At 59.0% G+C, this 23,909-nt stretch carries 24 protein-coding genes; 11 read left to right on the top strand and 13 right to left on the bottom strand.

The features are described 5' to 3' along the window. The first annotated feature begins 104 nt into the window (after positions 1-104). The gene (locus ACQAYK_RS10385) at positions 105-1,247 is read left to right on the top strand and encodes a phospholipase D-like domain-containing protein (protein ID WP_215872913.1); all 1,143 of its coding nucleotides are present in this window, start codon (positions 105-107) and stop codon (positions 1,245-1,247) included. 13 nt (positions 1,248-1,260) lie between these two features. Beyond that, entirely contained in the window at positions 1,261-1,716 is a 456-nt protein-coding gene (locus ACQAYK_RS10380; RefSeq protein ID WP_215872914.1) for a type II toxin-antitoxin system RatA family toxin, read from the top strand. Positions 1,717-1,724: 8 nt separating this feature from the next. Here the strand turns inward: ACQAYK_RS10380 and ACQAYK_RS10375 are convergent, their stop codons facing one another. Beyond that, on the bottom strand, positions 1,725-2,060 hold the full coding sequence (locus ACQAYK_RS10375) for an outer membrane protein assembly factor BamE (protein WP_215872915.1): 336 nt from the start codon (positions 2,058-2,060) through the stop codon (positions 1,725-1,727). Positions 2,061-2,127: 67 nt separating this feature from the next. Here ACQAYK_RS10375 and fur point away from each other — a divergent pair, with 67 nt between their 5' ends. Beyond that, entirely contained in the window at positions 2,128-2,571 is a 444-nt protein-coding gene (gene fur, locus ACQAYK_RS10370) for a ferric iron uptake transcriptional regulator (protein WP_226827788.1), read from the top strand. A 28-nt stretch (positions 2,572-2,599) separates the two neighbouring features. Here the strand turns inward: fur and htpX are convergent, their stop codons facing one another. Beyond that, on the bottom strand, positions 2,600-3,478 hold the full coding sequence (htpX, locus tag ACQAYK_RS10365) for a protease HtpX (protein WP_215872917.1): 879 nt from the start codon (positions 3,476-3,478) through the stop codon (positions 2,600-2,602). Between the two features lie 112 nt (positions 3,479-3,590). Here htpX and ACQAYK_RS10360 point away from each other — a divergent pair, with 112 nt between their 5' ends. Continuing rightward, the gene (locus ACQAYK_RS10360; RefSeq protein ID WP_215872918.1) at positions 3,591-4,547 is read left to right on the top strand and encodes a cation diffusion facilitator family transporter; all 957 of its coding nucleotides are present in this window, start codon (positions 3,591-3,593) and stop codon (positions 4,545-4,547) included. A gap of 7 nt (positions 4,548-4,554) precedes the next feature. On the opposite strand, the gene proB is transcribed toward ACQAYK_RS10360, so the two are convergent. Genes proB through rplU form a run of 4 tightly spaced genes read right to left on the bottom strand, consistent with a single transcriptional unit; the run spans position 4,555 to position 7,441 of the window. Further along, a complete protein-coding gene (gene proB / locus ACQAYK_RS10355) occupies positions 4,555-5,679 on the bottom strand; it encodes a glutamate 5-kinase (protein WP_215872919.1) in 1,125 nt (374 codons plus the stop codon). After that, on the bottom strand, positions 5,676-6,803 hold the full coding sequence (gene cgtA, locus ACQAYK_RS10350; protein WP_215872920.1) for an Obg family GTPase CgtA: 1,128 nt from the start codon (positions 6,801-6,803) through the stop codon (positions 5,676-5,678). The genes proB and cgtA overlap by 4 nt, the downstream gene beginning before the upstream one ends. 51 nt (positions 6,804-6,854) lie before the next feature. Next, positions 6,855-7,112: a 50S ribosomal protein L27 gene (gene rpmA, locus ACQAYK_RS10345; protein ID WP_215872921.1), complete on the bottom strand. Its 258-nt coding sequence runs from the start codon at positions 7,110-7,112 to the stop codon at positions 6,855-6,857. A gap of 17 nt (positions 7,113-7,129) precedes the next feature. Then, on the bottom strand, positions 7,130-7,441 hold the full coding sequence (gene rplU, locus ACQAYK_RS10340; protein ID WP_215872922.1) for a 50S ribosomal protein L21: 312 nt from the start codon (positions 7,439-7,441) through the stop codon (positions 7,130-7,132). 271 nt (positions 7,442-7,712) lie between these two features. On the opposite strand from rplU, the gene ACQAYK_RS10335 reads away from it, so the two are divergent. Both ACQAYK_RS10335 and ACQAYK_RS10330 read left to right on the top strand, forming a co-directional pair. Next, positions 7,713-7,859 (top strand): helix-turn-helix domain-containing protein, encoded by a 147-nt coding sequence (locus ACQAYK_RS10335; RefSeq protein WP_483167552.1) that lies wholly within the window; start codon positions 7,713-7,715, stop codon positions 7,857-7,859. Positions 7,860-8,008: 149 nt separating this feature from the next. Further along, the gene (locus ACQAYK_RS10330) at positions 8,009-9,421 is read left to right on the top strand and encodes an APC family permease (RefSeq protein WP_483167551.1); all 1,413 of its coding nucleotides are present in this window, start codon (positions 8,009-8,011) and stop codon (positions 9,419-9,421) included. A 45-nt stretch (positions 9,422-9,466) separates the two neighbouring features. On the opposite strand, the gene ACQAYK_RS10325 is transcribed toward ACQAYK_RS10330, so the two are convergent. Next, positions 9,467-10,621 carry a D-alanyl-D-alanine carboxypeptidase family protein gene (locus ACQAYK_RS10325; RefSeq protein ID WP_483164833.1) on the bottom strand — a complete coding sequence of 385 codons (1,155 nt, stop codon included), beginning with the start codon at positions 10,619-10,621 and terminating at the stop codon, positions 9,467-9,469. 12 nt (positions 10,622-10,633) lie between these two features. Beyond that, positions 10,634-12,097 (bottom strand): Do family serine endopeptidase, encoded by a 1,464-nt coding sequence (locus tag ACQAYK_RS10320; RefSeq protein WP_483167550.1) that lies wholly within the window; start codon positions 12,095-12,097, stop codon positions 10,634-10,636. Between the two features lie 71 nt (positions 12,098-12,168). Here ACQAYK_RS10320 and mrdA point away from each other — a divergent pair, with 71 nt between their 5' ends. Both mrdA and kch read left to right on the top strand, forming a co-directional pair. Next, the gene (mrdA, locus tag ACQAYK_RS10315; protein WP_255789738.1) at positions 12,169-14,085 is read left to right on the top strand and encodes a penicillin-binding protein 2; all 1,917 of its coding nucleotides are present in this window, start codon (positions 12,169-12,171) and stop codon (positions 14,083-14,085) included. A gap of 211 nt (positions 14,086-14,296) precedes the next feature. Then, positions 14,297-15,535: a voltage-gated potassium channel protein gene (gene kch / locus ACQAYK_RS10310; protein WP_226827780.1), complete on the top strand. Its 1,239-nt coding sequence runs from the start codon at positions 14,297-14,299 to the stop codon at positions 15,533-15,535. Here the strand turns inward: kch and ACQAYK_RS10305 are convergent, their stop codons facing one another. The 3 genes from ACQAYK_RS10305 to ACQAYK_RS10295 form a co-directional block, all read right to left on the bottom strand. After that, positions 15,536-16,567: a septal ring lytic transglycosylase RlpA family protein gene (locus ACQAYK_RS10305; RefSeq protein WP_215871650.1), complete on the bottom strand. Its 1,032-nt coding sequence runs from the start codon at positions 16,565-16,567 to the stop codon at positions 15,536-15,538. A gap of 150 nt (positions 16,568-16,717) precedes the next feature. Next, positions 16,718-17,239 carry a hypothetical protein gene (locus ACQAYK_RS10300; protein WP_215871649.1) on the bottom strand — a complete coding sequence of 174 codons (522 nt, stop codon included), beginning with the start codon at positions 17,237-17,239 and terminating at the stop codon, positions 16,718-16,720. 14 nt (positions 17,240-17,253) lie between these two features. Beyond that, on the bottom strand, positions 17,254-17,634 hold the full coding sequence (locus ACQAYK_RS10295; protein WP_215871648.1) for a glycine zipper domain-containing protein: 381 nt from the start codon (positions 17,632-17,634) through the stop codon (positions 17,254-17,256). A 135-nt stretch (positions 17,635-17,769) separates the two neighbouring features. On the opposite strand from ACQAYK_RS10295, the gene ACQAYK_RS10290 reads away from it, so the two are divergent. The 3 genes from ACQAYK_RS10290 to ACQAYK_RS10280 are packed head-to-tail and all read left to right on the top strand — an operon-like array spanning position 17,770 to position 19,762. Next, entirely contained in the window at positions 17,770-18,162 is a 393-nt protein-coding gene (locus tag ACQAYK_RS10290) for a DUF3568 domain-containing protein (RefSeq protein ID WP_255789737.1), read from the top strand. A gap of 13 nt (positions 18,163-18,175) precedes the next feature. Next, positions 18,176-18,790 (top strand): GTP-binding protein, encoded by a 615-nt coding sequence (locus ACQAYK_RS10285; RefSeq protein WP_226827777.1) that lies wholly within the window; start codon positions 18,176-18,178, stop codon positions 18,788-18,790. A gap of 57 nt (positions 18,791-18,847) precedes the next feature. Then, positions 18,848-19,762: a type IV pilus assembly protein FimV gene (locus ACQAYK_RS10280; protein ID WP_215871646.1), complete on the top strand. Its 915-nt coding sequence runs from the start codon at positions 18,848-18,850 to the stop codon at positions 19,760-19,762. A gap of 1 nt (position 19,763) precedes the next feature. On the opposite strand, the gene ACQAYK_RS10275 is transcribed toward ACQAYK_RS10280, so the two are convergent. Together ACQAYK_RS10275 and metE are read right to left on the bottom strand one after the other, a co-directional pair. Then, a complete protein-coding gene (locus tag ACQAYK_RS10275; protein ID WP_215871645.1) occupies positions 19,764-21,356 on the bottom strand; it encodes a SulP family inorganic anion transporter in 1,593 nt (530 codons plus the stop codon). 118 nt (positions 21,357-21,474) lie between these two features. Then, positions 21,475-23,823: a 5-methyltetrahydropteroyltriglutamate--homocysteine S-methyltransferase gene (gene metE, locus ACQAYK_RS10270; protein WP_215871644.1), complete on the bottom strand. Its 2,349-nt coding sequence runs from the start codon at positions 23,821-23,823 to the stop codon at positions 21,475-21,477. Positions 23,824-23,909: the final 86 nt, after the last annotated feature.

Raw genomic sequence — 23,909 nt, 5'->3', positions numbered from 1 at the left:
CAGCGCACAAGGCGCCATAGCCCCTGCGGGGTGCCTGGGGTTAGACTGCCAGCGGGAAGACCCGGCGAAGGTTTGAGCAATGCCGAACATTGGGGAGGGGAGAGATGACGCGGCGTAACCCGGCCTGGCTGCCGGCGGAGGACTGGACCCTGCTGACGGAGATGCCAGTCATTGCGCGCCATCTGGTGGAAAAGCTGCGCTCTGCGGAACAGGAAATTCTCTTCGAGAACTATATCTTCCAGGCGGGCAATTGGCCGGAAGAAGTTTTTGACATCCTCTGCGCGAAGGCGCGCGATGGTGTGCTCGTGCATCTGCGTCTCGATGCGGTGGGTAGTCGCGGATTTCCCGAGCGCTGGATTCAGAAATTGCGTGCCGCCGGTGGCACTTTCGAATGGTATCACCGCCTCGGCTGGCGCGGTTGGGAAAAGAGCCTGCGCCGCAGTCACCGTCGCATTGTGCTCATCGACCAACAATGGTTGGCGGTGGGCGGTTTTGCCCTTGCCGATGCCTGGCTACGCGGCGATCCGGGGCAGCTTCCCTACCGCGATGTGCTTTTTGCCTGTCGCGGGCCGATCGTGCCTCTGGTCCGTCGCCTGTTTCTGAAAAACCGTCCACTATCGCACAAGGAGTTGCGCGCCGCTCCCAGCGAAGCCCCAGACCGTCATGCAGACGCTATAGTACGCTTGCTGGCGGGTTCGCCACCGGATCGCTTTACGATCCGCCGGCGCTATCTCGCCGCCTTCCGCTCGGCGCGGGAGAGTCTGTGGATCGCTACTCCCTACTTCAACCCCGATCCCATCGTTCTCTCAGCCCTGTATGGCGCCGTGCGTCGTGGCGTGGATGTGCGCGTGCTGCTGGCGGGCCGGGTGACCGATCATCCTCTTTTGCGCCTCGGCATTCAGGCGTATTATCAAAAACTGTTGCGACATCGCGTGCGGGTGTATGAATATCAGGAAAGCTTTCTGCACGCCAAGTACATTCTGGTGGATGGTCAGTGGGGAGCGGTCGGTTCGGCCAATCTCGATTTTCTGAGCCTTTGGTTCAACCGCGAGCTCAATCTCGAAGTAAAAGGTCTGCTTCCCCTGGCCTCGCTGCGTACCCTGTTTCTGCGCGAGTTTGCCCGCTCTCGGGAAATTTCGGCGGAGCACTGGCAACGCCGGTCCTGGTGGCGACGTCCGCTGGAATGGTTGCTGGCCCAGGTCGATCGTCGCATTCAGGCGCGGGCGCTGGGCTCGCGCCGCTACTGAGTCGAGGAGCTTGATGCACCATATCCGCAAGTCGGCGGTGTTGCCCTACAGCGCCGAAGAGATTTTTGCCCTGGTCGAAGATATTCGCAGTTATCCGCAATTCCTGCCCTGGTGTGGCGCCACCCGTATCCTGCAGGATCGTGGCGATGAAGTGGTGGCCGAGATCCGCATCGCCCACAATTCTTTCGGTAAAGCCTTTTCCACGCGCAACCGCTACCAGCGTCCCAAGCTGGCCGAGGTGCGACTGGTCGACGGTCCCTTTCGTTTTTTGGAAGGGCTCTGGCAACTCGAGCCAGTGGAGGGTGGCACACGCGTGACCCTGGACATGCGCTTTGAATTCGCCAGCCGTCTCATCGGCGCATTCCTGGAGCCAATCTTCAAACAGGCCGCCGAAACCATGGTGCAGCGCTTTGGACAGCGGGCACGGCAGGTATATGGCAGCCCGCGTCTGGCAAAAAAACCAGGCTGAGCGCTTTGTCAGCCCTTTTCGCCGGCGAGTGCCTTTACGTCGCCGCTGATACTTTGCAAGCTGCCGTCCCGACTGAAATGCAGGATGACGTTGCGCACTGTGGTACTGCCGTAAGCAGGCTTGTCACTGTAGCTGTAGACCCATTCATCGGAGCTCCAGGGATCCTGTAGTAAAGGCGCGCCCAACACCGCGCTGACCTCGGCCTTGTCCATGCCTTTGTGGATTTGCGCCAGTTCTTTCTGACTGACGACGTTACCTTGCTGCACATTGACGCGATAAATACTGCAGGCGCTCAGGGTGGTGCAGAGAAGGAGGGTGCTCGCGAGAAAAGAGAATGTGCGCATGATCCTTGTCTTAGGCGTACGGTGCCACTATGCTACTAAAAGAACGCGCTACTTGCCATTGGAACGGATGAATAGTGAAGAACTGAAACGGGCTGGTCTGAAGGCCACCCTGCCGCGCCTGCGGATCCTGCAGATTCTCGAGGCCAGCGATACGCGCCATCTGACAGCGGAGGAGGTCTACCGGCAGCTGCTCGATGCCGGAGAAGAGGTGGGCCTGGCCACCGTCTACCGCGTCATGACCCAGTTCGAGATGGCGGGTCTGGTGCGTCGCCACCATTTTGAAGGCGATCGCGCGGTCTTTGAACTCAATGAAAGTGGTCATCACGACCACATGGTCTGTACCGCCTGTGGCAAAGTCCTCGAGTTTTTTGATCAAACCCTGGAAAACCGGCAGCTGCAGATCGCTGCCGAGCGTGGCTTCCACATCACCGACCACAGCCTTTCTCTCTACGGCACCTGCAAAGGAATGCAAGAGAAGGGCGTCTGCTCCCTGGAAGGGCAGGGTAGCTGAACCCCCTGCTTCTGATAACGGCTCGTTTCTAGCGCTGCTGGCGCAGGGCCGCAATACGCTCCTCCAGGGGCGGATGACTCATGAACAGGCGCGAAAGGCCGCCATGTCCGAGAATGCCGAAGGCCGTCATGGCCTTGGGTAGATGGCTTTCTTCGTGGGACGCGCGCAGGCGTTCCAGGGCGGCGATCATCTTGTTGCGCCCGGCAAAGCGGGCACCGGCGGCATCGGCGCGAAATTCCCGCTGGCGGGAAAACCACAAGACAATGATGCTGGCCAGCACGCCAAGGACCATTTCGGCGACGATGGTGGTAATCCAGTAGGCGATGCCATTGCCCTCTTCATTGCGAAACACCACGCGGTCTACCAGATTGCCAATGATGCGGGCGAAGAAGATGACGAAGGTATTGACCACGCCCTGAATCAAGGTAAGGGTGACCATGTCGCCGTTGGCGATGTGCCCAATTTCATGTCCGAGCACGGCCTCTGCCTCATCGGCATTCATCTGCTGCAATAGGCCAGTACTGACGGCAACCAGGGCGTGATTCCGACTGGCACCGGTGGCAAAGGCGTTGATCTCGGGCGAGGGATAGATCGCGACTTCGGGCATGCCAATGCCGGCGGCAGTCGCGTGGCGCTGCACGGTCTGCACCAGCCATTGTTCGGTGGGGTTACGTGGCTGCTGGATGACTTCGGCACCGACGCTGCGCTTGGCCATCCACTTCGACATCAGCAGGGAAATGAATGCACCGCCAAAGCCAAAAACCAAGGAAAAGATCAGCAGGGTCGGCAGGTGGACTCCCGCTCTGGCCTGATCAAAGCCAAAGAGATGCGAGAGAATGGTCCAGGAAATGCTGAGGATCAGCAGGATGGCAAGATTGGTTGCCAGAAACAAAAAGACGCGCTTCATGATTTGACTCCGTGCGCAGACGCTCTGCCAATATTAACGCAGCTCTGCGCCGAGAGTGCAAGCGTCTGCAGCGATGCGTACACTACGACACATACCATCTCGGGGAGGAGAAATGCAGCACACGGCAGAGGGTTTGGAGCACCAACACCATTCGCATGGGCATGGTCACCATGCCCACCATCACCATGCGCCAGCAAATTTTGGTCGCGCCTTCGCCATCGGCATCGCTCTGAACGTTGCCTTCGTTTTGGTAGAGATTGCGTTTGGCATTCTGGGAGACTCCCTCGCCTTGTTGGCAGACGCCGGACACAACTTTGCGGATGTTTTTGGCCTGCTCCTGGCCTGGGGGGGAAGCAAGCTGGCGCAGCGTTCTCCTTCCCTGCGCTTTACCTACGGCCTGCGCGGAGCCTCGATCCTGTCGGCCTTGGGCAATTCGGTGTTTCTGCTCCTGGTCACCGGCGGTATCGTCTGGGAAGCCATCCTACGCCTAATGCACCCGGCGCCAGTCGCCGCCTGGGATATCATCGTCGTGGCGGCCGTCGGTGTGATCATCAACACCGCGACGGCTCTCCTCTTCGTCGCCGGGCAAAAAGAGGATCTCAATCTGCGCGCCGCCTTTCTGCACATGGCGGGGGATGCCGCGCTGTCGCTAGGGGTCGTATTCACGGGCATTACTATTCTGTTCACCGGCTGGCTCTGGCTTGATGCCGCCACCAGTATTCTGGTCAGTGCCTTTATTGTCTGGTTTACCTGGGGCGTGCTGCAGGAGTCGGTCGGTCTTGCCCTCAATGCCGTGCCCAGAGGGATCGATCCTCTTGCTGTGCGGCATTTTCTCCTTGCCCAGCCCGGGGTGCAGGAGGTGCACGATCTGCACATCTGGGCCATGAGCACCAGTGAAAATGCCCTGACAGCCCATCTGTTAATGCCAGATGGGCCGCGCGGCGACGATTTTTTGCACGAGCTTGCCGAAGAGCTGGCAGAGCACTTTCAGATCCATCATCCCACCCTGCAGGTGGAAACCGGCGATAGCGCGCATTCCTGTGTACTTGCCCCCGAAGGGCACATCTAGAACGTCCTCAGGGGAGCAGGGCGAGGTTGTCGCGGTGGATGAGTTCCACCGCCTCCTGCTCGCCAAACAGCTCGGTAATCTCGGCGCTGTTTTTCCCCAAGCGGGCCGCCACTTCGGCGCTGGCGAAATTGATCAGGCCGCGGGCGATCTCCTGTCCTTCGGGATCCAGGCAGGAGACCAGGTCGCCACACTGAAACTCTCCCTCGACAGCCGTCACCCCTACCGGTAGCAGGCTGGAGCCTTTCTCGCGCAGGACGCGTGCCGCCCCAGCATCGAGCCGGAGTGTGCCCATGGGCCGTAACTGCCCCACAAACCAGCGCTTGCGCGCAGCAAGCCGAGGGATTTGTGGCTGAAAACGGGTGCCCAGTAGCGCCCCTCGGTACAGGCGCAGCAGCACGTCTGCTTCGTGGCCGCTGGCAACGATCGTCGCGGTACCCGAGCGTGCCGCTCGGCTTGCAGCCATTACCTTGCTGCGCATGCCACCGGTTCCGACCTTGCTGCCAGCGCCGCCAGCCATGGCCAGCAACTGCGGGTCGCCAGCGCGGACTTCGTGAAGAAGTCGGGCCTCCGGGTGTTGGCGCGGATCGGCCTCGTATAGGCCCGCCTGGTCGGTGAGGATGATCAGCAGATCGGCCTCCAGCAGATTGCTCACCATAGCAGCGAGGGTGTCGTTGTCACCAAAACGCAGTTCCGCGCTGGCGACCGCGTCATTTTCGTTGATGATGGGTAGAGTTCCCATTTCCAGCAGGGTGCGCAGGGTGGCGCGGGCACTGAGGTAGCGCTGGCGGTCGCGGAGATCTTCATGGGTGAGGAGAACTTGCGCACCGATCATGCCGCCCGTCTGCAGATATCCCTGATAGACCTGGACCAGGGCGGCCTGCCCAATGCTGGCGGCGGCCTGCAGTTCGGCCAGAGCGCGTGGGCGGGTCTGCCAGCCGAGGCGTTCCATGCCTGCTGCCACGGCGCCGGAACTGACCAGGATCAGCTCCAGTCCCTGGCAGTGCAATTCGCTGAGCTGCGCAACCCAGGCAGCAATGGCGGGATGGTTCAGCCCCTTACCATCATTAGTGAGCAGACTGCTGCCAATCTTGACGACCCAACGACGGGTTTCGGCGAGTTCGCTGCGGCTCATTCCTCTTCCTCATCCTCCCAATCGGCGTCGCCCCAATCCTCTTCGTCCCAGTCACCCTCTTCGGCAGCATCTTCCTCGTCGTACCAGTCGATGGCACCGCTGGGTTCCGGGGCTGGAGGAATTTCCGGCAGAGCACGCCAGATGGCTTGCGTCAATTCCTTGCAGCCGGCGCCCGTCGCCGCCGAGACAAGAAATGCGGGTCCCTCCCAAGCGAGCTCTTTACAAATGGCCTGAAAGCGTTGTTCGGCCTCCGGGAGGGGCAGGAGATCGGCCTTATTGCCGATCAGCCAGCGCGGGCGGCTGGCTAGTTCGCTGCTATACGCCTCGAGCTCGGACGCCAGGGCCGCGACGCTTTGTGCCGGATTACTTTCTTCCAGGGGGGCGATGTCGACCAAGTGCAGTAGCAGCCGGGTACGGCGCAAATGGCGGAGAAAGCGGGTGCCAAGGCCCGCACCCTCGGCAGCACCGGGAATCAGGCCGGGGATATCGGCGAGGACAAAGGATTCGTGTTCCCCCACGCGCACCACGCCAAGCTGCGGGTGCAGGGTGGTGAAGGGGTAACTGGCAACCTTGGGTTTGGCAGCACTGACGGCGCGGATGAAGGTACTTTTGCCGGCATTGGGCAGGCCCAGCAGGCCGACGTCGGCAAGCAGGCGCAGTTCCAGACGCAGGTTGCGCTCCTCCCCAATGCCACCTTTTTCAAACTGGCGGGGTGCGCGGTTGACACTGGTCTTGTACCAGAGATTGCCATGCCCACCGCGTCCGCCCTTGGCGATCAGGAGGCGCTGCTGGTTTTCGCGCAGATCGCCAAGTAGTTCACGGGTGTCTTCGTCATAAACCAGCGTGCCGACGGGGACGGCAATTTCCAGATCCTTCCCAGCCCGCCCCGTCATCTGTCGACCGGCACCACCATGACCGTTTTCGGCACGATAGCGCCGCTGGTAACGGAAATCGATGAGGGTGTTGAGGTTCTCCTGGGCCACGAGGTAGACGTCACCGCCCCGCCCACCATCGCCGCCATCCGGTCCGCCGAAGGGGATGAATTTCTCCCGACGAAAGCTGACAGAGCCGTGGCCACCATTGCCGGCGCCAACCACGATGCGGACTTCGTCGAGAAATTGCATGAAAAAACCCCACCCCGCTAAACCGGGGCGGGGCTTTCCCGATGGCTGTTTTTAGCCGTTGATGACGCTGACGGTGCGTACCTGACGCGGACCCTTGCGCTCAAACTGTACCACACCATCGCTCAGAGCAAAGAGGGTATGGTCCTTGCCAATGCCGACGTTGGCGCCGGGATGATACTGCGTACCCCGCTGGCGGATGATGATGTTGCCGGCGATGACCGCCTGCCCACCGTAGCGCTTGACGCCCAGACGCTTGGACTCGGAGTCGCGTCCGTTACGCGAAGAACCGCCTGCTTTCTTGTGTGCCATATTCGTTGCTCCTGGATTTACGCGTCGATGCTGGTGATGCGGACTTCGGTGTAGTACTGACGATGGCCCTGCCGCTTCCGGAAATGCTTACGGCGACGCATCTTGAAAATGTGGATCTTGTCGGCGCGCCCCTGGCTCAGCACCGTAACTTTGACACTGGCACCCGCGACGAGCGGCTGTCCCACCTGCACTTCTTCGCCTTCGCCGAGCAGCAGTACACGGTCGAGAACCAGCTCGCTACCAGCTTCGGCTTCCATCTTCTCCAAGCGCAGCTTGTCACCCACTGCCACTCGATACTGCTTACCGCCATTCTCGACTACCGCGTACATCAGAACCTCCACAAATGGGACTGCCGGCGAGAGGCGCCGGAAAGGGTCAGAATAATATGGAGAAAGCTTCCCTCCGTCAAGCGCCGAGCAGCCCATGCGTGCCACTCTGGATATAGAGGAACATAAGATGGGCCGGTAGAGCCGCAAGAGCGCAGCGGCAATCGACGGCTACATCAGATCCGGTTACTCCAGGATCACTGCCGTACCGTAAGCCGTTATTTCATTCATTGCCTGGCCTTGTCCAGAGTCGAAGCGCATTCCCAATGAAATTATGCAAGCGCAGCAGAGCGCAGGCTTGTCGCAAGCAGAATTCGCGGAGGCCTTGGGTATTTCCAAGCGCACACTGCAGGAGTGGGAGCAAGGGCGAAGGTCTCCGTCGGGTGCTGCTAAGGCCGTGATCTGTATCGCAAGGCGCTGAACCCCTCCAACGAGTGGATAGGTCTCGGAAAACCACTCACCCAAAGTACAGAGCTACCATCAGCATCATTCAAGCCGGTAGTGTTGTTGACAATTGCGCGTGGATCGCTACCATCGCATGCAACAGTGTTGCAAAACAGGCCCCAAAGCATGTCTGAGTCGGAATCCGGAACCTTACAACAGGACGTGGTGAGCTTTTGGGGCCTGGTGGGCCAGAGCATATCCGGCATGGCGCCGACCTGCGACGTGGTCGCTTTCATGACTGCCGGTGCCGCTTTTGCCTTGGTAGCCATGCCACTCTCTTATCTGGCAGCGTTCATCCTGATGTTCATCGAAGTGAACACCATCTACCACCTGACCAAGCATCGGGCCTCAGCCGGTGGCTATTATAGTTTTGTCTCGGCAGGGCTGGGAGCACCGGCGGCGCTGGTGACAGGTTTTATGGTCATCTTCTACCAAACCCTGAGCGTCGGAGCGATCCCGGTCTATGTGGGCGGTGTCTTTCTGCCGGGCCTCGCGCGCAGCCTGGGCATCGCGCTACCTTCCTGGTTTTGGATTGCCAGTATTCTGTTTTTTGTGGGTGTCCCCTGGCTGCTCAGTGTGGCCGGCATTCGCCCAAGCATTCGCACAGTGGCGATCACCAGCCTGATGGAGATCCTGTTTTTGGTGGGCAGTTCGCTATTCATTATCAGCCGCGCCCTGCCTGCCCATCCGTGGGCGCCCTTCAGCACGGCAGACGTTGGTTTCAAGGGCGTAGCGATGGGAATGATCTTTGCCATTACCAGTTTTATCGGCATTGGTAGCCACACACCCCTGGCCGAGGAGGCGCGGGGGGTACGCACCCAGAACGGGCGCGTGATTGGCAAGGCGGCGCTAGTCTCCCTGAGCCTGGTTGGTGCTGCGCTGATCCTGTCGGCCTACGCCCTGACCGTGGGCTGGGGGGTGCACGATATGCGCAGCTTTGCCAGCAACGGCGCTCCAGGGGTAGTGGTTTTCGAGAAATATCTTGGATTCTGGGGCGCGACGGCCTTGGTGATCCTGGCCATCAACAGTGCCATGGCCGACGGCCTGGCCCTGTTGAATGGTTCGGCACGGGTGCTCTTCGCCATCGCCCGTGATCGCTTGCTGCATACCCGTTTCGCTCTGGTGAATGGGCAACGTGCGCCCCAGGGGGCCATCAACTTTCTTGCCGCTTTGGCACTGGGTTTCGCAATTCTGTTCGGCCTGGTTTTCGGACCCAGTAATGGCTTCAATGTCATGACGACTGCCGTCCTGATTGGCCTGGTAACCGCCCATACCCTGATGAATCTTGCCCTGATGCGTCTGCCGGCGGGTGGCGGCTCCCATGGCAGTCGCATCTTCTTCCATATTCTCTTGCCGATCGTGGCAACACTGCTCTTCTGGTGGGTGCTTTGGGAATCGCTCTTTCCTCTCGCTTATCCGCTCGGCTGGTCCTTGGCCCTTTGGGCGGTAGCCATCGTGCCCGCGCTACTCTTTGCCAAGTGGCGGGCGCGCCGTCTGTCTCCGGAAGAGGCGCACCGCTTGGGGACGACAGCCCCCTGAGAATGGCTTGCCCTTCGCCTGATCGGCAAGGCAGGGATTCCCAGACTACAGCGCGTTCTCAGCTTGATGCCAGAGAGTACCGATCGTGCCCGCAGGTTTGGCAGCCTGGGCCGCCACTAGCGGGGTTTCACCAAGCACTTTGCCGTGCAGAGTGATCTGCAGGTGGCCCACGATGGCACCAGCGGCTACCCCATGCCCGCCAAGCTTGTCATAGCTGACGCTGCGCTGCAGATCCTTTTGCTCTCCCTCTGGTACCGTCACCCAGACATCCTTCGCCGCCTTGACTGCGAAGTTCTCTGGATCCAGTTGTGGATCGCTGTATTTGCCCAGCACCGTCCCTGCCTTCACTGCTTCTAGGTCGTGGGTAAAGGCGTAGCCATAGTCGAGCAGGGCAACGACATCATTCACGCCGGCGGGCCAACTCGGCGCCCCCATGACGACAGCGATCAAGCGCCGTCCATTACGAATGGCGGTGGTGTCCATGCAGTGACCAGCGGCATTGGTATGACCGGTTTTCAGTCCGTCAATACTCGGATGGCCAAAGAGGGCGGGATTCCAGCTGCGCTGGGTGATGTGGTTGTAGCGATAATATTTGATCTTGGAAATATCGATCACCTGCGGATACTTTTGGATCAGGTTGCGAGAAATGATTGCAATGTTCATGGCCGAAAGATGCAGGCCGGGATCGGGTAGACCATCGACATCGGTATAATGCGCCCCCTTGAGGCCCATTTTCTCGGCCTCGGCATTCATCTCCTCGACAAAAGCGGCGCGACTGCCGGCGACGGCTTGGGCCAGGGCTACGGCCGCGTCATTGCCGGAGTCGATGATCAGCCCGTGCATGAGCTGGCTGACGGTAACCGGCAGGTTGGGCTGGATGAACATGCTCGAACCGCCAGTGTGCCATGCTACGTTACTGACCGGGATCTGCTGGTTCCAATGCAGACGTCCGTCAGCGAGGGCGCCATAGGTCAAATAGGCAGTCATCAACTTGGTAAGACTGGCGGGGGGCAACTGCAGGTCCGGATCTTTTTCGGCAATGATGGCGCCGGTACGAGAGTCCATCAGCACGTAGCTTTTACAGTCGGGAATGGGCGGTGGCGGGGGCTGCAGGTCCGCCGCTTGCACAAGAGAAACGCCCAGAGGAGAAAGGCACAACGCCAACAGAGGCGCCCGCAGGCGCCGCAGGGATGGATTCATCTGTCGGTTTCCTTAGTTTTTGGGCAGATGGATGACTACAAAGAGACTGTTATGTCCCTGACGAATCAGAACGGAAATGGGTTGATGCGCCGGAAGATTCTTGACGATGCTTTCTAGCTGTTCCGGACTGTCGACGGGTTGCTGATCGATCTCCTGAATCGCCATACCCTCATGCAGGCCGATTTCTGCCGCGGGTCCCGGATAGACGCTTTCTATATAAACCCCGTGGCGGATCCCGAGGGCCTTTTTCTCGGCCGCATCCAGGCTACTCACGCGTAAGCCCAGGCGATGAATATCCACTACCTTCTCCATCTCGGCATGGCGCATTTTCTGGGGCATGGTGCCAATGACGACATTGATGGTTTCGGGTTTGCCATCGCGCAGGATGCCGATGGGAACCGTTGTCCCTGGTGGCGTGTCGCCTACCAGCGGCGGCAGGGAGCCGACGCTGTACACCGGCTTGTGATCATAGGTGACAATGACATCGCCAGTCTTGAGGCCCGCTTTTGCGGCGGCCTCATGGGGTTCTACGTTGGCCACCAGCGCCCCTACCGGCTCTTTCAGGTGCAGAGCCTGCGCCATTTGCGGCGTAACCTCTTGCACATCGACGCCGAGCCAGCCGAATTCCAGTTTCTTGTGCGCGAGGAAGGCATCCACTGCACGCATGGCGGTGTTGATGGGGATGCTGAAGGAAAGCCCCATGTAGCCACCATCGTTGGTGTAGATCTGATCGTTGATACCGACCACTTGGCCGGACATATTGAAGATAGGGCCACCGGAGTTGCCTGGATTGATCGGCACGTCACTCTGGATGAAGGGGATATATTCGTCATCATGCGGCAAAGAACGATCCAGGGCACTCACTACTCCCTGCGTGACGGTGTTATAAAAACCGAAGGGCATGCCAATGGCCAGTAGCCATTGACCGACCTTGAGATCTTTTGAATTGCCCAGCTCTACCGTGGGCAAGTCATGGGCGTCGATCTTCAGCAGGGCCGTGTCATAACGCACCGAAAGACCGACGACCTTGGCGGGGTACGCGTGATGATTGGTGAGAGTGACAACGATGTGATGCATGCCGCGCACCACATGACCAGCGGTGACGATGTAGCCGTTGGGGGAAATGATAAAGCCCGAACCAAGGGCCTCTTCCTTTTCTTTCTGTGGTGGCTGGGCGCCGGGAAAGTTGCGGAAAAATTGATAGAAAGGGGAATTCTTCGGGAACGGATTTTGTCCCTGATGGCCACCTACTACCTTGGTATCGGAATCATCGATCTTGACAATGGCATTGCCATACTTGTCGACGATCGGTGTGAAATCTGGAACCGGTACCATTTTTGGACCCGGCGCATGCAGAACTGGCTTGGGGATGGGCATTTCCTCGTTGGCGGCAAAGGAGACACCAACGGCTCCCAGACCCAAAGCAAATACGGCGCTGCTGACAGCGAGGAGCATTTTGCGAGATTTTGCGGTCATAATCGGCTGTTCCTTTTCTGTTTACCGAAAGCTATGACGGGCAGGCTACGAGGGAAGTTCCCGGGTACCCTGTGAACATCGATGAATATCCCTGTAGGCTCTGGGAACTCTTTGCCCTTTCTATCCTCTATCCCTTGCACATGGATACGCATCGGGACGAATCGCGCCAATTTCGCCGGCGCCTAGGGTGGGCGGCGCTGCTGTTGCTGGCGCTGCTGTTGCTTCTTGCCGCACGGGTAATCGACCTGCAGATCTTTCACTATCGGCGCTTTCGCCAGCTGGCGCGTGCCAATCACACGGCCATTGTCCCGCTGGCACCGCCGCGCGGTCTGATTCTGGCGGACCATGGGCAGGTTTTGGCGGCCAATCGGGCGCGCTATGTCCTCGAACTGTTTCCGGATGAAGTCCATCACCTGCATGCGACCTTACGCCGGCTGCAGCGGGACTTCCCGATCTCGCAAAAGACGGTGCAGCATCTCTTGCATACCATCGATGACAAACCGGCCTATTTGCCGCGCGTCCTGCTGACCAAACTATCGCCGGAACTGCTGGCGCGTTTTGCCGTACGGGAGGAAAGCTATCCCGGAGTTCGTCTTGCTGTGCGCTGGCACCGTTACTACCCTTATGGCAGCCTCTTTGCGAATACCATTGGTTATGTTGGGCCAGTCACCCAGAGAGATTTACAAGGGTTTGATCCGCAGCAGTATCTGTACCGGCACACCATTGGCGTCAGTGGCCTGGAGTACACCCTGGAACGGCAATTGCGCGGACATTTTGGCTATGACATCCGCAGCGTGAATGCCTTGGGGGACCCGGTGGCGCCTCTGCGCCGGGTGCCGCCCAAGCCGGGCGACGTTCTGCGCACCACCCTGCGTCTGCGGGTGCAAAAAGCCGTTGCCCACGTCATGAAAAAGGAGCACTACCGGGGTGCCCTCATCGCCATCAACCCCGATACCGGTGCGATCCTCGCCAGTGTCAGTAATCCCAGTTTCAATCCCAACTGGTTTGTCGGAGGCATCAGCAGCAAGCATTGGCAGGCGCTGTTGCATGATCCCGATCACCCCTTACTCAACCGAACCCTTGCTGGATTGTACCCTCCAGGCTCCACCATCAAGCCGTTTTATTCCCTGGAAGCTCTACAGAACGGTGTGATTGCTCCCAACTTCCATACCTACTGCCCGGGCTACATCAAGGTAGGAGGGCATGTCTTTTGGGACTGGTATCGCTCGGGTTTTGGCGAGACCGGACTGCGCAAGGCGTTGGCCTGGTCGGTCGATGTCTTCTTTTATAAATTAGCGCTGAAGATGGGGATTCAGCTGCAGGACCAGACCCTGTGGCGCTTTGGTTTTGGCAAACCGGCACCTATTGACCTCGTCGGCAGTGCCGCAGGATTCGTCCCTACACCCGCCTGGAAGGTCCGCCAACTCCATGCGCCTTGGTATACTGGTGATACGGTGATTCTGGGGATTGGTCAGGGGTATCTGTTGGTCACCCCGACCCAGTTGGTGCGCGGGGTCGCCGCCATTGCCAATGGGGGTAGTTTGCCCTATCTGCATGTACTGAGGGATGTGAAAAACCCGCAAACGGATCAGATCATCAAGCCGGATTTTCCGGCGGCACGCGAGTTACACCTTCCCGGATTTGCCCTACGTGCCGTGCGCGCGGGGATGCGCGCCTGTGTTACCTCAGGCACCTGCAAGACCGTCGCCTATCCGGGCCTGAGCGTGGCGGGCAAGACTGGCACCGCCGAGGTACCGGTGGGCTACAGAGACGGACGCACGATCTATAACGATGATTCCCTCTTTATCGGTTGGGCGCCTTACCATCACCCGAAAATTGCGGTAGCGGCGGTGGTAGAGGATGGCGGCGGCAATGCGTGGCAGGCCCTGCCACTGGCGAAGGCCGCGATCCTCTCCTATTTGCGTCCCAAGCTGAAATTGCATACGTTTACCAATATCGTCGTCAATCCGGCCCAGGCCTTCGGTTAAGCTCGATTGGAACTTGAGTCTACGCTTGTGTTCTAATATAGCCTCTAGTCAATAGTAAGAATGTAGGAGAGTAGCCATGTTTTATGCGTTGTTCATCGTTCTTAGCCTGCTCTGGGTCATCGCCATGGTCATGGGGATGAAGAGTACCTTCACCAGTGATGATGGTAGCGAGCGCTCCTAAAGGGACATTGGGTAGTGGGTATTCTGGTTCATGATGCGCGCTACTGAGCTGTTTCACTTTTCCCCCTGGCAGCGCTTGCGCCGTTGGGGTACGCGCATGCGTGCCGTTTTGCGTCTCGATCGCTGGTTCCCCCAAATTCCTTTGGCTTTGGCGGTGGCGGCGCTGGGCGCACTTTCTTTGCTACATGCCCTGCCTGCCTTGAAGTCGTTGATCCCGGAATTATCGGTGATCACTCCCAGCAGCAGTCTCACAGATCTGCCGATCATGTCGGAGCTTGGCGCTGTTCCAGCACTGGTCGTGGGTGCGGTGCTCCTGATCATGGCCTTTGGTCTGGTCTTCCGTTCCCGACTGTCCTGGGCTCTGACGCTGATGATTTCGGCCATCAGTCTGGCCCTCCTTCTGCACCGGTACCAGCATCTCAGTATCGCCATGCTGATATTCAACGGTCTGATTCTGCTCGGATTGCTGATCTTCCGGCGCCATTTTTCCCGGTCGAGTGTCGCCGCAGGTACCCTTTTTGCCTTTCTCTCCATCGTTTTACTGCTGAGCTATGCCGTCTTTGGTTCCTATGTCCTGGGAGCTGGTTTCAGTCCGCAAATCAAATCGTTGGACTCGGCTCTGTATTTTGCTGTGGTGACCATGTCTACCGTCGGCTACGGCGACATCGTGCCCAAAAGTCCGGAAGCGCGCTACTTTGTCATCTCCATCATCATCCTCGGGATCACCGTTTTCGCCACCTCGATCTCCGCCGTAGTCGTGCCGCTGATCAATGGGCGAATGCAACGCCTGCTGCTGGGCGAGAAAAAATCCGACTGGAGCGACCATTATGTCCTCATCGGTGACAATCTTTTCGCGCAGAATACCTACCGGGCCCTGCGCCGCCGCCACCTGCGCGTGTTGGTAGTAGCGCCGGCGCGACCGGAACCTCTGTGGCTACCAGAAGAAGACCTTTTCGTGGGTGATCCTACCGATCCCGAGATCCTTCGCCGCGCTGGTGCGATGCGGGCCCTGGGAGTCCTGGCGCTGCGCAACGATGATAGTGAAAACGCCTTCATCATTCTCACGGCCAAGGAGATGGCAGTTCCCGGCAAAACCGTGGCTCTGGTGGGAAACCAGCGGCACTTGCAACGTCTGCGTCAGACGGGCGTAGACCTGATCATTGCCCCGGAGGTTCTGGGTGGACAGCTACTCGTAGAAAGCCTCATGGGAGAGGAGTTTCACGGCGACGCGGTACTCGATACCATTTTCAGTACTGGCGCCAAGGTCTGATCAGTCAACTCCCTTCTGACTGAGCTGAAAATCGCCCAACTGCAGGCGGCGCAGGCTGTGCACGTAGCCCGCAGTGTCGTCGGTGCTTGCCAGCGGACCGATCTTAACGACATAGCCCTGGGCGGCGGGGACCAGATGCGCCGTCGTAATTCCGAAAGCCTGCAATTTTTGCTGTTCCGCACGGGCGCGCTGCAATTCCATGGGTTGGGTACTGATCAGGTAAATGACATCTTCCAGTTGGGGGGCGGAAAGCACCGGCCGTACAGTCGTCGTGACTGGCGTTGCGACTGGCTTTGCTGGAGCCGATAGCGGTTGCTGGGGACTGGCAAAAGCGCTGGCGACTACCGAGCGCAGTTTGGCCTGGGAATGCTGTACGCCAGAACCAGGCGACTGCAGGGTGGAGGGCACACTGGGTACGACGGCTCGAATGTTCTGTACCGGAACCAGTTGCTGCATTACCTGCGGACGATAGGGCGCTGGTGCGGGAACGCTACTTTGCACCGCCTGGATGTTCACTTGCGCCGTTCCCTGGTTGACGATGCCCAAGGCACGCGCACTGCCAATCGATAAATCCATGATTCGCCCAGCAACGAATGGGCCGCGATCATTGACCAGAACGAGAATGCTGCGACCATTTTGCAGATTGGTGACGCGTACGCAGGAGGGTAGGGGCAGCACCCGGCTTGCAGCAGTCAGGCGGTTGTCGTGAAAGGTGGTGCCCATAGCCGTGACGTGACTGGAGGAAGCGATGTCATACCACGAGGCGGTGCCCGTCTGGTTATACCCCTGGGCAATTTGCAGCGGGTGGTACCACTGCCCATTAATCTCGTAAGGCTGATTGTAGGCCGCCTGCAGATTGGGAGAAGGTGCGTAGCAGGTGGTGCCGGTGGAATAGGCCACTCCGGAACTCGAACTACGCGCCATGGAAGATGATGGCGGTGGTGTGGAGACGCTGGCACAGCCGGCCAGGGTCGCGAGCCCGGCGGCAACGCAAGACCAGCGCAGCAGACGGTTGGGTGCCCATTCCTGCATTCTTCTTTTCACCTCCATTTTTTCATGGCGAACTGGCGCGCCGCGATACCTATGGTAATACGCGAGATATGGATCTTAGTAAAATGAAAGATAGAAGAAAAAAATAGACTTGCCAAGGTGCTTGCAAGTATCGGCACGGATACGAGCGGGTTACCCGCTGACAGTCAGATATTTTTGTCGGCTCTGCAACCAGCCTTGCATGTTCTGCAGATCCCGCCGCAGCAGGCTGGCCATGATTGCCAGCGAAAAGCCGAGCACGCCGAGCGCCGTCCACCACAAAAAGGTAGGCATACCAAAGATGAGGTTTACCAGAAAAACCCCCAATATCGGTCCGAAGAGGAACAGGCTCAGCATCCATTCGCGCCGCAGTAATTCGATACTTGCCCCAAAACGATCGAGGCACAGGGGGTGCACCTCACCATCGGTGTTTTTCAGCGCAACGACTTCATTGCTGTGCAGCAGAATTTCACAATGCTCCTGCGCGGTTTTCTGCCCCGCTGAGGGAATTTGCATGACCATCTGTCGTCCATTGAGCTCAAGGCGCGCCCAGCGAAGCGGCCCAGAACCGGCAACGACGATCCCCTGTCGTTGCCAGAACGGAACGGCTTTCTGCCAGGTAAGGACGGCTCGCTGCCATATTTGTTGGTCAGGCCGCGCGTTGTCCCTTGCCAAAGCGTCGCCTGCTCTCAATTGGGGGTGCAGTTATAACCAGGGGGACAGCTGGGTGGCGTCTGATACTGTGGCGCGGTCGGTGTACAGGTATATCCTGGCGGGCACTGCACATTGTTGGCAGGCGGGGCGTAATAACTCGGCTGCGCTGGCTGGGGGGCCTGCTGTTCCTGCGACCGGGAAATGCCGTAGCCGGCCAGGCCACCGAGCCCTGCCCCGATGGCAGCGCCCGCCAATGGTGAACCGGTCTGATTGCCAATGACCGCGCCGGCAATGGAGCCCAGAAGTGCCCCGCCGGTGGCATTGGCCGTGGTCCCGTTACTGGCGTAGGGATTATTGGCACAGCCCGCCAGGACGGCAGGAACCATTGCGATGACTATCCAACGTATTGTCGTCATTGATAACTCCCTCTATCTATACCGTTACAATTGGCTTTACCCACAGTCAATATGGTAGCATTTTGTGACATGCGCAAGTAGGTGCCTTGGAGCTTCCCCAAGGTGATCCAGATCCCCTGCAGAGAGGATGTTTCCGTGAAGAAGAACATGATAATGGTGGCACTGTTGCTGGGAATGGCGGGTTCTCTCAGTGCCTGTAGTTCCACTGTTGCCCCGCAGATCAATCCGGTGCCGTACTACACCTACTATCCTGCCTCCCTTGCGACAGTCGTGAGTGCCACGGAGCGCGCCCTACCGGCCGCCGGTATGCGTTTTACCGGGACGAAGACCGTCAATGCGCAAACGGTGGAGTTGCGCGGATACACTGCAGGAGGGGACGCAATCCTGATCACCTTGCATGGACTTGGGGCGTCGGTCACAAAATTTGATGCGCGGATTGGCCTGTATGGTCACCTGCGCGACGTGCAGGACATTGAGCATTGGGTCGGTAAATATGTGGGAGAAGCGATCTCAGCTCCTGCCAATTAAAATGTGCAACGACTTGGACGTCGTCAGGCCGACACAAACCGTCAGGAAGATCCTGATTGCCGGTCATGTTGGGGCTGGCAAGACCACGGTATTGCAGACTCTCTTCGGCGATCAGGCCCTGACTACCGATGCGCTCCATAGTGAGGCGGTCTCGGATAGTAAAACCACGACCACGGTTGCTATGGATTACGGGGTGATCGATTGCCCGGTGAGCAATGACCGTTTGCACATCTATGCTATTCCGGGACAGGAGCGTTTCCAGTTCATGTGGGAAATTCTGAGCCGGAATGCCAGCGGGATACTGCTGCTGATGGATGCACGCATACCCAAACCGCTGCAGGCAATCCATCTCTACTTGGATCGGATTTTGCCCTATCTGCACCAGCCCTCCGGCGTAGTTGCGCTCAACAAGCTTTCCGGAGCGGAACGCGAAGAGCTGCGTCTTCCGCCCTATCTGCGACACGGAGACCTCCGCTTGCGTCTCACTACCACGGACGTCCGTGATCGCGAAGAAGTGCTGACATTACTGCGACTCCTCGTTGGTGAGATTGGACAGAGGAACGCTATGCACGACGAATTTTCTTTGGGCGGCATCCAACGCGGGGTGCCACAATCTCCTTCCCGGTAAATTTTCCATTTTCGACTAAGTGCCTACGCACAGAGTGGCAAGTCAGGAGCGTGATCCGTGCAGGGTTTGATGTTGATCCTGGAAATCGTTGTGGTGGTGCTGGTCGCTATTGAAGTGTACATCCGCTTCACGGGGCGACGTAAGGGTAAGAAACCGGCGCATAGCACCGAATTTCCCTTAGCCCCGCCTGCGCCCGAAGAGAAGCCCGTCGTCGCGGTGTCTCCTTCCGTCTCGGCGACGCCTGCGCCGCAGCAGGTCGTGCAGGAAGAAGCCCTGAGCGGGGAGGATCTGCTGCGGGAAGCGGACATCTATATGCAGTACGGCCATTATTCACAGGCCGCGACGGTCTTGCGTTGGTATGTGGATCTGCAGCCTGGCGATGGCCGAGCGATCAATCAACTCCTCGACGCTTACCTCGCCCTCGAGGATATGAATGCCTATACACAGTTGCTCGAGAGCCTTGGCGAATCGAGTGCCGTGCCCGGCGACGAGCTTTGGTGGAAGCAACGGGTGGGCGATGGCTTGCGACGCGATCCGGGAAATCTGGAATTGCTCGTCCTCGCGGAAAAGATGGGCATGCCCATTCCCTCGCCAGAGGCACAACTGCAGGAGCCAATGACGGCGGCCAAGGCACTAGCTTTGGTGTCACGCAATACCGATCCGCACTATGGCATTGCCATATTGCAAGCCGCCATCCAGGAAGAACCACTGCGTTTGCCGCTGTATGCAGAACTGCTGCGCATCACTCACAATCAAAGAGATATCGATGGCTATATCGACGCCCTGATCCTGATGAATCTAGCGCTCGCTAGTGGTGGCGGCGGCATTCGCGAGCGGATGTTGCGGGCCGGCATGAATCTAGGGCCTCACCCACTGTGGGAGCGCCTGGCCAGAGATGGCAAAAACCCGGCAGCCCTGCGGCAACTCGCCGCAGAGCGCTCACTCCGTTTATCGCCGAAGCTACCGGAATAAATTAGATCCGCGCACGCAAGACTGGGTTGTCGAAGTGCTGTTCGTGGACCTGAATCTGGCGCAACGGGGCGGATTCCTCGAAGTTGCGGATTACCTCCAGCACGTCATGGTCGACGAATGCCACTTGCGCACCGTCTAGGGTGAGTACGCTGCCGTTTGGTAGAGAGTCCAGCAGATGTGCCAGACGAGCCTTGTTCACAAAGGTCAATTCGCGTTTGAAGCGCAACAGATAGTGATTGGGATCTTCCTGACAGAGCTCCAATGCACTGCGATAGTTGGCGCGCAATACGAAAAATAGACCTACTACCAGCCCGACAGCGACGCCGATCAACAGATCGGTAAAAAGTATGGCAACAATGGTAATGACAAAGGGGAGCAGCTGTGTCTTGCCCAGCGAATACATGTGGCGAAAGACTTTGGGGTGGGCGAGCTTGAAGCCGACCATGATCAACACCGAAGCCAGGGCCGCGAGCGGGATCTGGTTGAGGAAAGACGCCAACAGCAGCACGGCAAGCAGCAGAAAGACACCGTGCAGAAATGCCGCCGCCTTGGTCCTGCCGCCGGCGCTGATGTTGGCGCTGGAACGCACGATGACCGACGTCACGGGTAGCCCGCCAATCAGTCCACTGATGATATTGGCCACTCCCTGGCCGTAGAGCTCGCCATCCAGAGGCGTACGCCGCTTGAAAGGATCGAGTTTGTCGGCGGCTTCGATGGACAGTAGGCTCTCCAGGCTCGCGACGATGGCGATGGTCACGCCAACGATCCACACCTGCTGCTTACCCAGGGCCGACCAATCGGGAAACTGCACGAGCTGGCCGAGTTCTGCCGTAGAGTGGATGACGGGCAGTTGCACCAGCTTGTCGGTGTCAAGTTGCAGCCATGGGAGTACAGCACCAAAAAGCAGGTTGAGTAGTGTACCGGCAAGTACGGCCATGAGGGGGCCAGAAAACCAGGTTTGTCTTTTCAGGACCGGAACCAAGTCCCAGAGCAGAAGAATGGTCAGGCAGACCACGCTGATCAATACTGCACCCCACTGCAGGTGCCCCAGCGCGCTGAAAATGCCGGAGAAAGTGTTTTCCGTTCCACCGCTACTGAATTCCTGGCTGCCAAATTGTCCGAGATCGAAGCCCACTGCATAGGGAAACTGCTTCATGATCAAAATGATGCCGATGGCTGCAAGCATGCCTTCGATGACTGCAGAAGGGAAAAAATAGGCAATGCCACCGGCGCGCAGAACGCCCATCAGGATCTGCAGACCACCGGCGATGATGACCGCCAGCAGGAAAATGGGAAAGCTGTGCAGGTCTTCGATGGCAACAACAATGATGGCCGTGAGTCCGGCAGCGGGCCCGCTGACCGAGAGGGGCGATTTGCTGAACAGCGGTACGATCAAGCCGCCGACGATGCCCGCCAGAATACCCGCCATCAGCGGCGCCCCCGATGCTAAGGCCACGCCCAGACAGAGGGGGATGGCCACTAGGGCGACGACCAGGGCAGCAGGAACGTCGAAACGCAAATTGGCAAGGGGTGAAAGATTGAGTTTCTGGACAGCAGGCTGCTGCCCGGCGGAGGAGGTCTGTGGCAGACTCATCCATTGGCTCCCTTTATCAGATATGGCGAGCCATTAGAGTAACAGCGGGCAAGCTAGTTCCCTAGCCATAAAAAACCCCCGCAGGGCGGGGGTTGTTGGGTTTGGAAAACCTCTGTGCTCAGGCCAGGCGCTGGCGAATTTCCTGGGTGGCCTTGACCATGTTCTCCAGGGCTGGGGTCACCTCGGCCCACTTGCGGGTTTTCAGGCCGCAGTCGGGGTTGACCCAAAGACGCTCGGCAGGGACCACCTTGGCGGCCTTTTCCATGAGCTGCACCATCTCTTCCACACTGGGTACCCGCGGAGAGTGGATGTCATAGACGCCCGGCCCGATCTCGTTGGGGTAGTTGAAGGTGGCAAAGGCATCGAGCAGCTCCATCTGTGAGCGGGAGGTCTCGATGGTGATCACATCCGCGTCCATCGCCGCGATGGCCGGCAGGATGTCGTTGAACTCCGAGTAGCACATATGGGTATGGATCTGCACGTCATCGGGGGCGATCTGCGCCGAGATGCGGAAGGCACGCGAGGCCCAGCCCAGATACTTGTCCCAATCCTTGCGCTTGAGGGGCAGACCTTCGCGGTAGGCCGGTTCGTCGATCTGAATGATGCCGATACCGGCATCGATCAGATCCTTGACCTCATCACGGATGGCCAGGGCGATCTGCAGCGCGGTGCGCTCGCGCGGTTGATCGTCACGCACAAAGGACCATTGCAGGATGGTGACCGGACCGGTGAGCATGCCTTTCATCGGCTTGCTGGTGAGGGACTGGGCGTATTTGGCCCATTCCACCGTCATTGGGTGCGGACGCGAGACATCCCCGAAGATGAGTGGCGGCTTCACATAGCGGGAGCCGTAACTCTGCACCCAGCCGTGACGGGTAAAGGCGAAGCCGGCGAGCTGCTCACCAAAGTATTCGACCATGTCGTTGCGCTCGGGCTCACCATGCACCGGCACGTCCAGGCCTAGACGCTCCTGTTCCTTGACGACCAGGGCGACCTCCGCCTCCATCATCTTGTGGTATTTGGCGTCAGACAGCTCACCCTTGCGGTTCTGCAGTCGTGCCTTACGAATTTCCGGTGTCTGCGGAAAGCTGCCGATGGTGGTGGTAGGGAAGGGAGGCAGTTTGAAACGCGCGGCCTGGGCCTGGGCACGGGCCGGGAAGGGACTGTGGCGTTGGCCATCATCGTTGCCCAGCTCCTGCAGGCGGGCGTTGACGGCGGCGTTGTGGATGCGTGGCGAACTCTTGCGCGAGGCGACGGCCTTGCGCGCCGCTTCCAGTTCCTGGGCAACCGCCGACTCGCCCTTGTCGATTGCGCGGGCGAGCACCGAAAGCTCGTCCAGCTTCTGCACGGAGAAGGCCAGCCAGGATTTGAGTTCGTCATCCAGTTCTGTTTCCTGGGCCAGATCTACCGGACTGTGCATCAGGCTGCAGGAAGGCGCGATCCACAGACGATCACCAAGGGCTTTGTGCGCTGGCGCCAACAATTCCAGAGCGGCGTCGAGATCGGTTCGCCATACGTTCCGTCCATCCACAACGCCCAGAGAGAGGATCTTGTCGGCTGGGTAGTTCTGCAAGAAAACGTCGCGTTGCGCTGGCGTCCGCCGCAGATCCAGATGCAGTCCCGCCACGGGCAGGGCCTTGAGCCGTGCGGCATGATCGGCGACGGACTCAAAGTAGGTGGCAAGCAGGATCTTGGGTGTCTTCCCCTGAGTCAGCTGTGCATAGGCCGTGTCCAGCGCGTCCAGCCACTCCTGCGGCAGATCAAGGACCAGTGCCGGCTCGTCCATCTGCACCCATTCGACGCCAGCCGCGGCCAGCTTGGCAAGGATTTCGGCGTATACGGGCAGGACTTTGGGCAACAGACTCAGGCGATCGAAGCCGCTGTGGCGGGGCGCCTCGCCGTGACCAGCGCAGCCCTCATCGTGGCGATGACCAGCCTCGCCATGGGCGATGTCCAAGTCTTTTTCCTTCCCGAGCCACAGGTAGGTCAGCGGACCCACCAGCACCGGCTTGGCCTTCACGCCCAAGGCCTGGGCCTCTTTCACCTGGGCAAAAATCCGCTCGCTGCTCAGCCGGAACTCCATATCCTCATGGAATTCGGGGACGATGTAATGGTAATTGGTATCAAACCATTTGGTCATTTCCATGGCCGGCTGCGTCTTGGACCCACGCGCCATGGCAAAGAAGGTGTCACGATCGACTTCGCCACCTGCAAAATCGTAGCGCGGCGGGATGGCGCCCAGGGTGCAGCTCATATCGAGCATTTGATCGTAAAAAGTGAAATCGCCCACAGGGACGAGATCGACGCCGCAGGTCTGCTGGATACGCCAGTGACGCTCCCGCAGCTGCGCACCTCGTGCCTCCAGCTCGGCGCCGTCGATTTCGCCAGACCAATAGGCCTCGGTGGCCTTCTTCAGCTCACGCTTGTGGCCGATGCGGGGAAAACCAAGATTGTGCACCCGGGTCATGTCATCACTCCTCTGCCAAAATTGCAGCCATCATGCCCCGCTGGTGGGTGCGGCTCAAGTGGGAAATTTTACGCCCGGGGATGAAT

This window comes from Acidithiobacillus sp. AC3, assembly GCF_050261095.1.
Taxonomy (GTDB): Bacteria; Pseudomonadota; Gammaproteobacteria; order Acidithiobacillales; family Acidithiobacillaceae; genus Igneacidithiobacillus; species Igneacidithiobacillus copahuensis.
This window is presented reverse-complemented; position numbering and strand designations above follow the sequence as displayed.

Bases quoted from the DNA above. Each gene is read 5' to 3' on its own strand.
- ACQAYK_RS10385 (WP_215872913.1), top strand. From the start codon at position 105: ATGACGCGGCGTAACCCGGCCTGGCTGCCGGCGGAGGACTGGACCCTG.
- ACQAYK_RS10380 (WP_215872914.1), top strand. From the start codon at position 1,261: ATGCACCATATCCGCAAGTCGGCGGTGTTGCCCTACAGCGCCGAAGAG.
- ACQAYK_RS10375 (WP_215872915.1), bottom strand. From the start codon at position 2,060: ATGCGCACATTCTCTTTTCTCGCGAGCACCCTCCTTCTCTGCACCACC.
- fur (WP_226827788.1), top strand. From the start codon at position 2,128: ATGAATAGTGAAGAACTGAAACGGGCTGGTCTGAAGGCCACCCTGCCG.
- htpX (WP_215872917.1), bottom strand. From the start codon at position 3,478: ATGAAGCGCGTCTTTTTGTTTCTGGCAACCAATCTTGCCATCCTGCTG.
- ACQAYK_RS10360 (WP_215872918.1), top strand. From the start codon at position 3,591: ATGCAGCACACGGCAGAGGGTTTGGAGCACCAACACCATTCGCATGGG.
- proB (WP_215872919.1), bottom strand. From the start codon at position 5,679: ATGAGCCGCAGCGAACTCGCCGAAACCCGTCGTTGGGTCGTCAAGATT.
- cgtA (WP_215872920.1), bottom strand. From the start codon at position 6,803: ATGCAATTTCTCGACGAAGTCCGCATCGTGGTTGGCGCCGGCAATGGT.
- rpmA (WP_215872921.1), bottom strand. From the start codon at position 7,112: ATGGCACACAAGAAAGCAGGCGGTTCTTCGCGTAACGGACGCGACTCC.
- rplU (WP_215872922.1), bottom strand. From the start codon at position 7,441: ATGTACGCGGTAGTCGAGAATGGCGGTAAGCAGTATCGAGTGGCAGTG.
- ACQAYK_RS10335 (WP_483167552.1), top strand. From the start codon at position 7,713: ATGCAAGCGCAGCAGAGCGCAGGCTTGTCGCAAGCAGAATTCGCGGAG.
- ACQAYK_RS10330 (WP_483167551.1), top strand. From the start codon at position 8,009: ATGTCTGAGTCGGAATCCGGAACCTTACAACAGGACGTGGTGAGCTTT.
- ACQAYK_RS10325 (WP_483164833.1), bottom strand. From the start codon at position 10,621: ATGAATCCATCCCTGCGGCGCCTGCGGGCGCCTCTGTTGGCGTTGTGC.
- ACQAYK_RS10320 (WP_483167550.1), bottom strand. From the start codon at position 12,097: ATGACCGCAAAATCTCGCAAAATGCTCCTCGCTGTCAGCAGCGCCGTA.
- kch (WP_226827780.1), top strand. From the start codon at position 14,297: ATGATGCGCGCTACTGAGCTGTTTCACTTTTCCCCCTGGCAGCGCTTG.
- ACQAYK_RS10305 (WP_215871650.1), bottom strand. From the start codon at position 16,567: ATGCAGGAATGGGCACCCAACCGTCTGCTGCGCTGGTCTTGCGTTGCC.
- ACQAYK_RS10295 (WP_215871648.1), bottom strand. From the start codon at position 17,634: ATGACGACAATACGTTGGATAGTCATCGCAATGGTTCCTGCCGTCCTG.
- ACQAYK_RS10275 (WP_215871645.1), bottom strand. From the start codon at position 21,356: ATGAGTCTGCCACAGACCTCCTCCGCCGGGCAGCAGCCTGCTGTCCAG.
- metE (WP_215871644.1), bottom strand. From the start codon at position 23,823: ATGACCCGGGTGCACAATCTTGGTTTTCCCCGCATCGGCCACAAGCGT.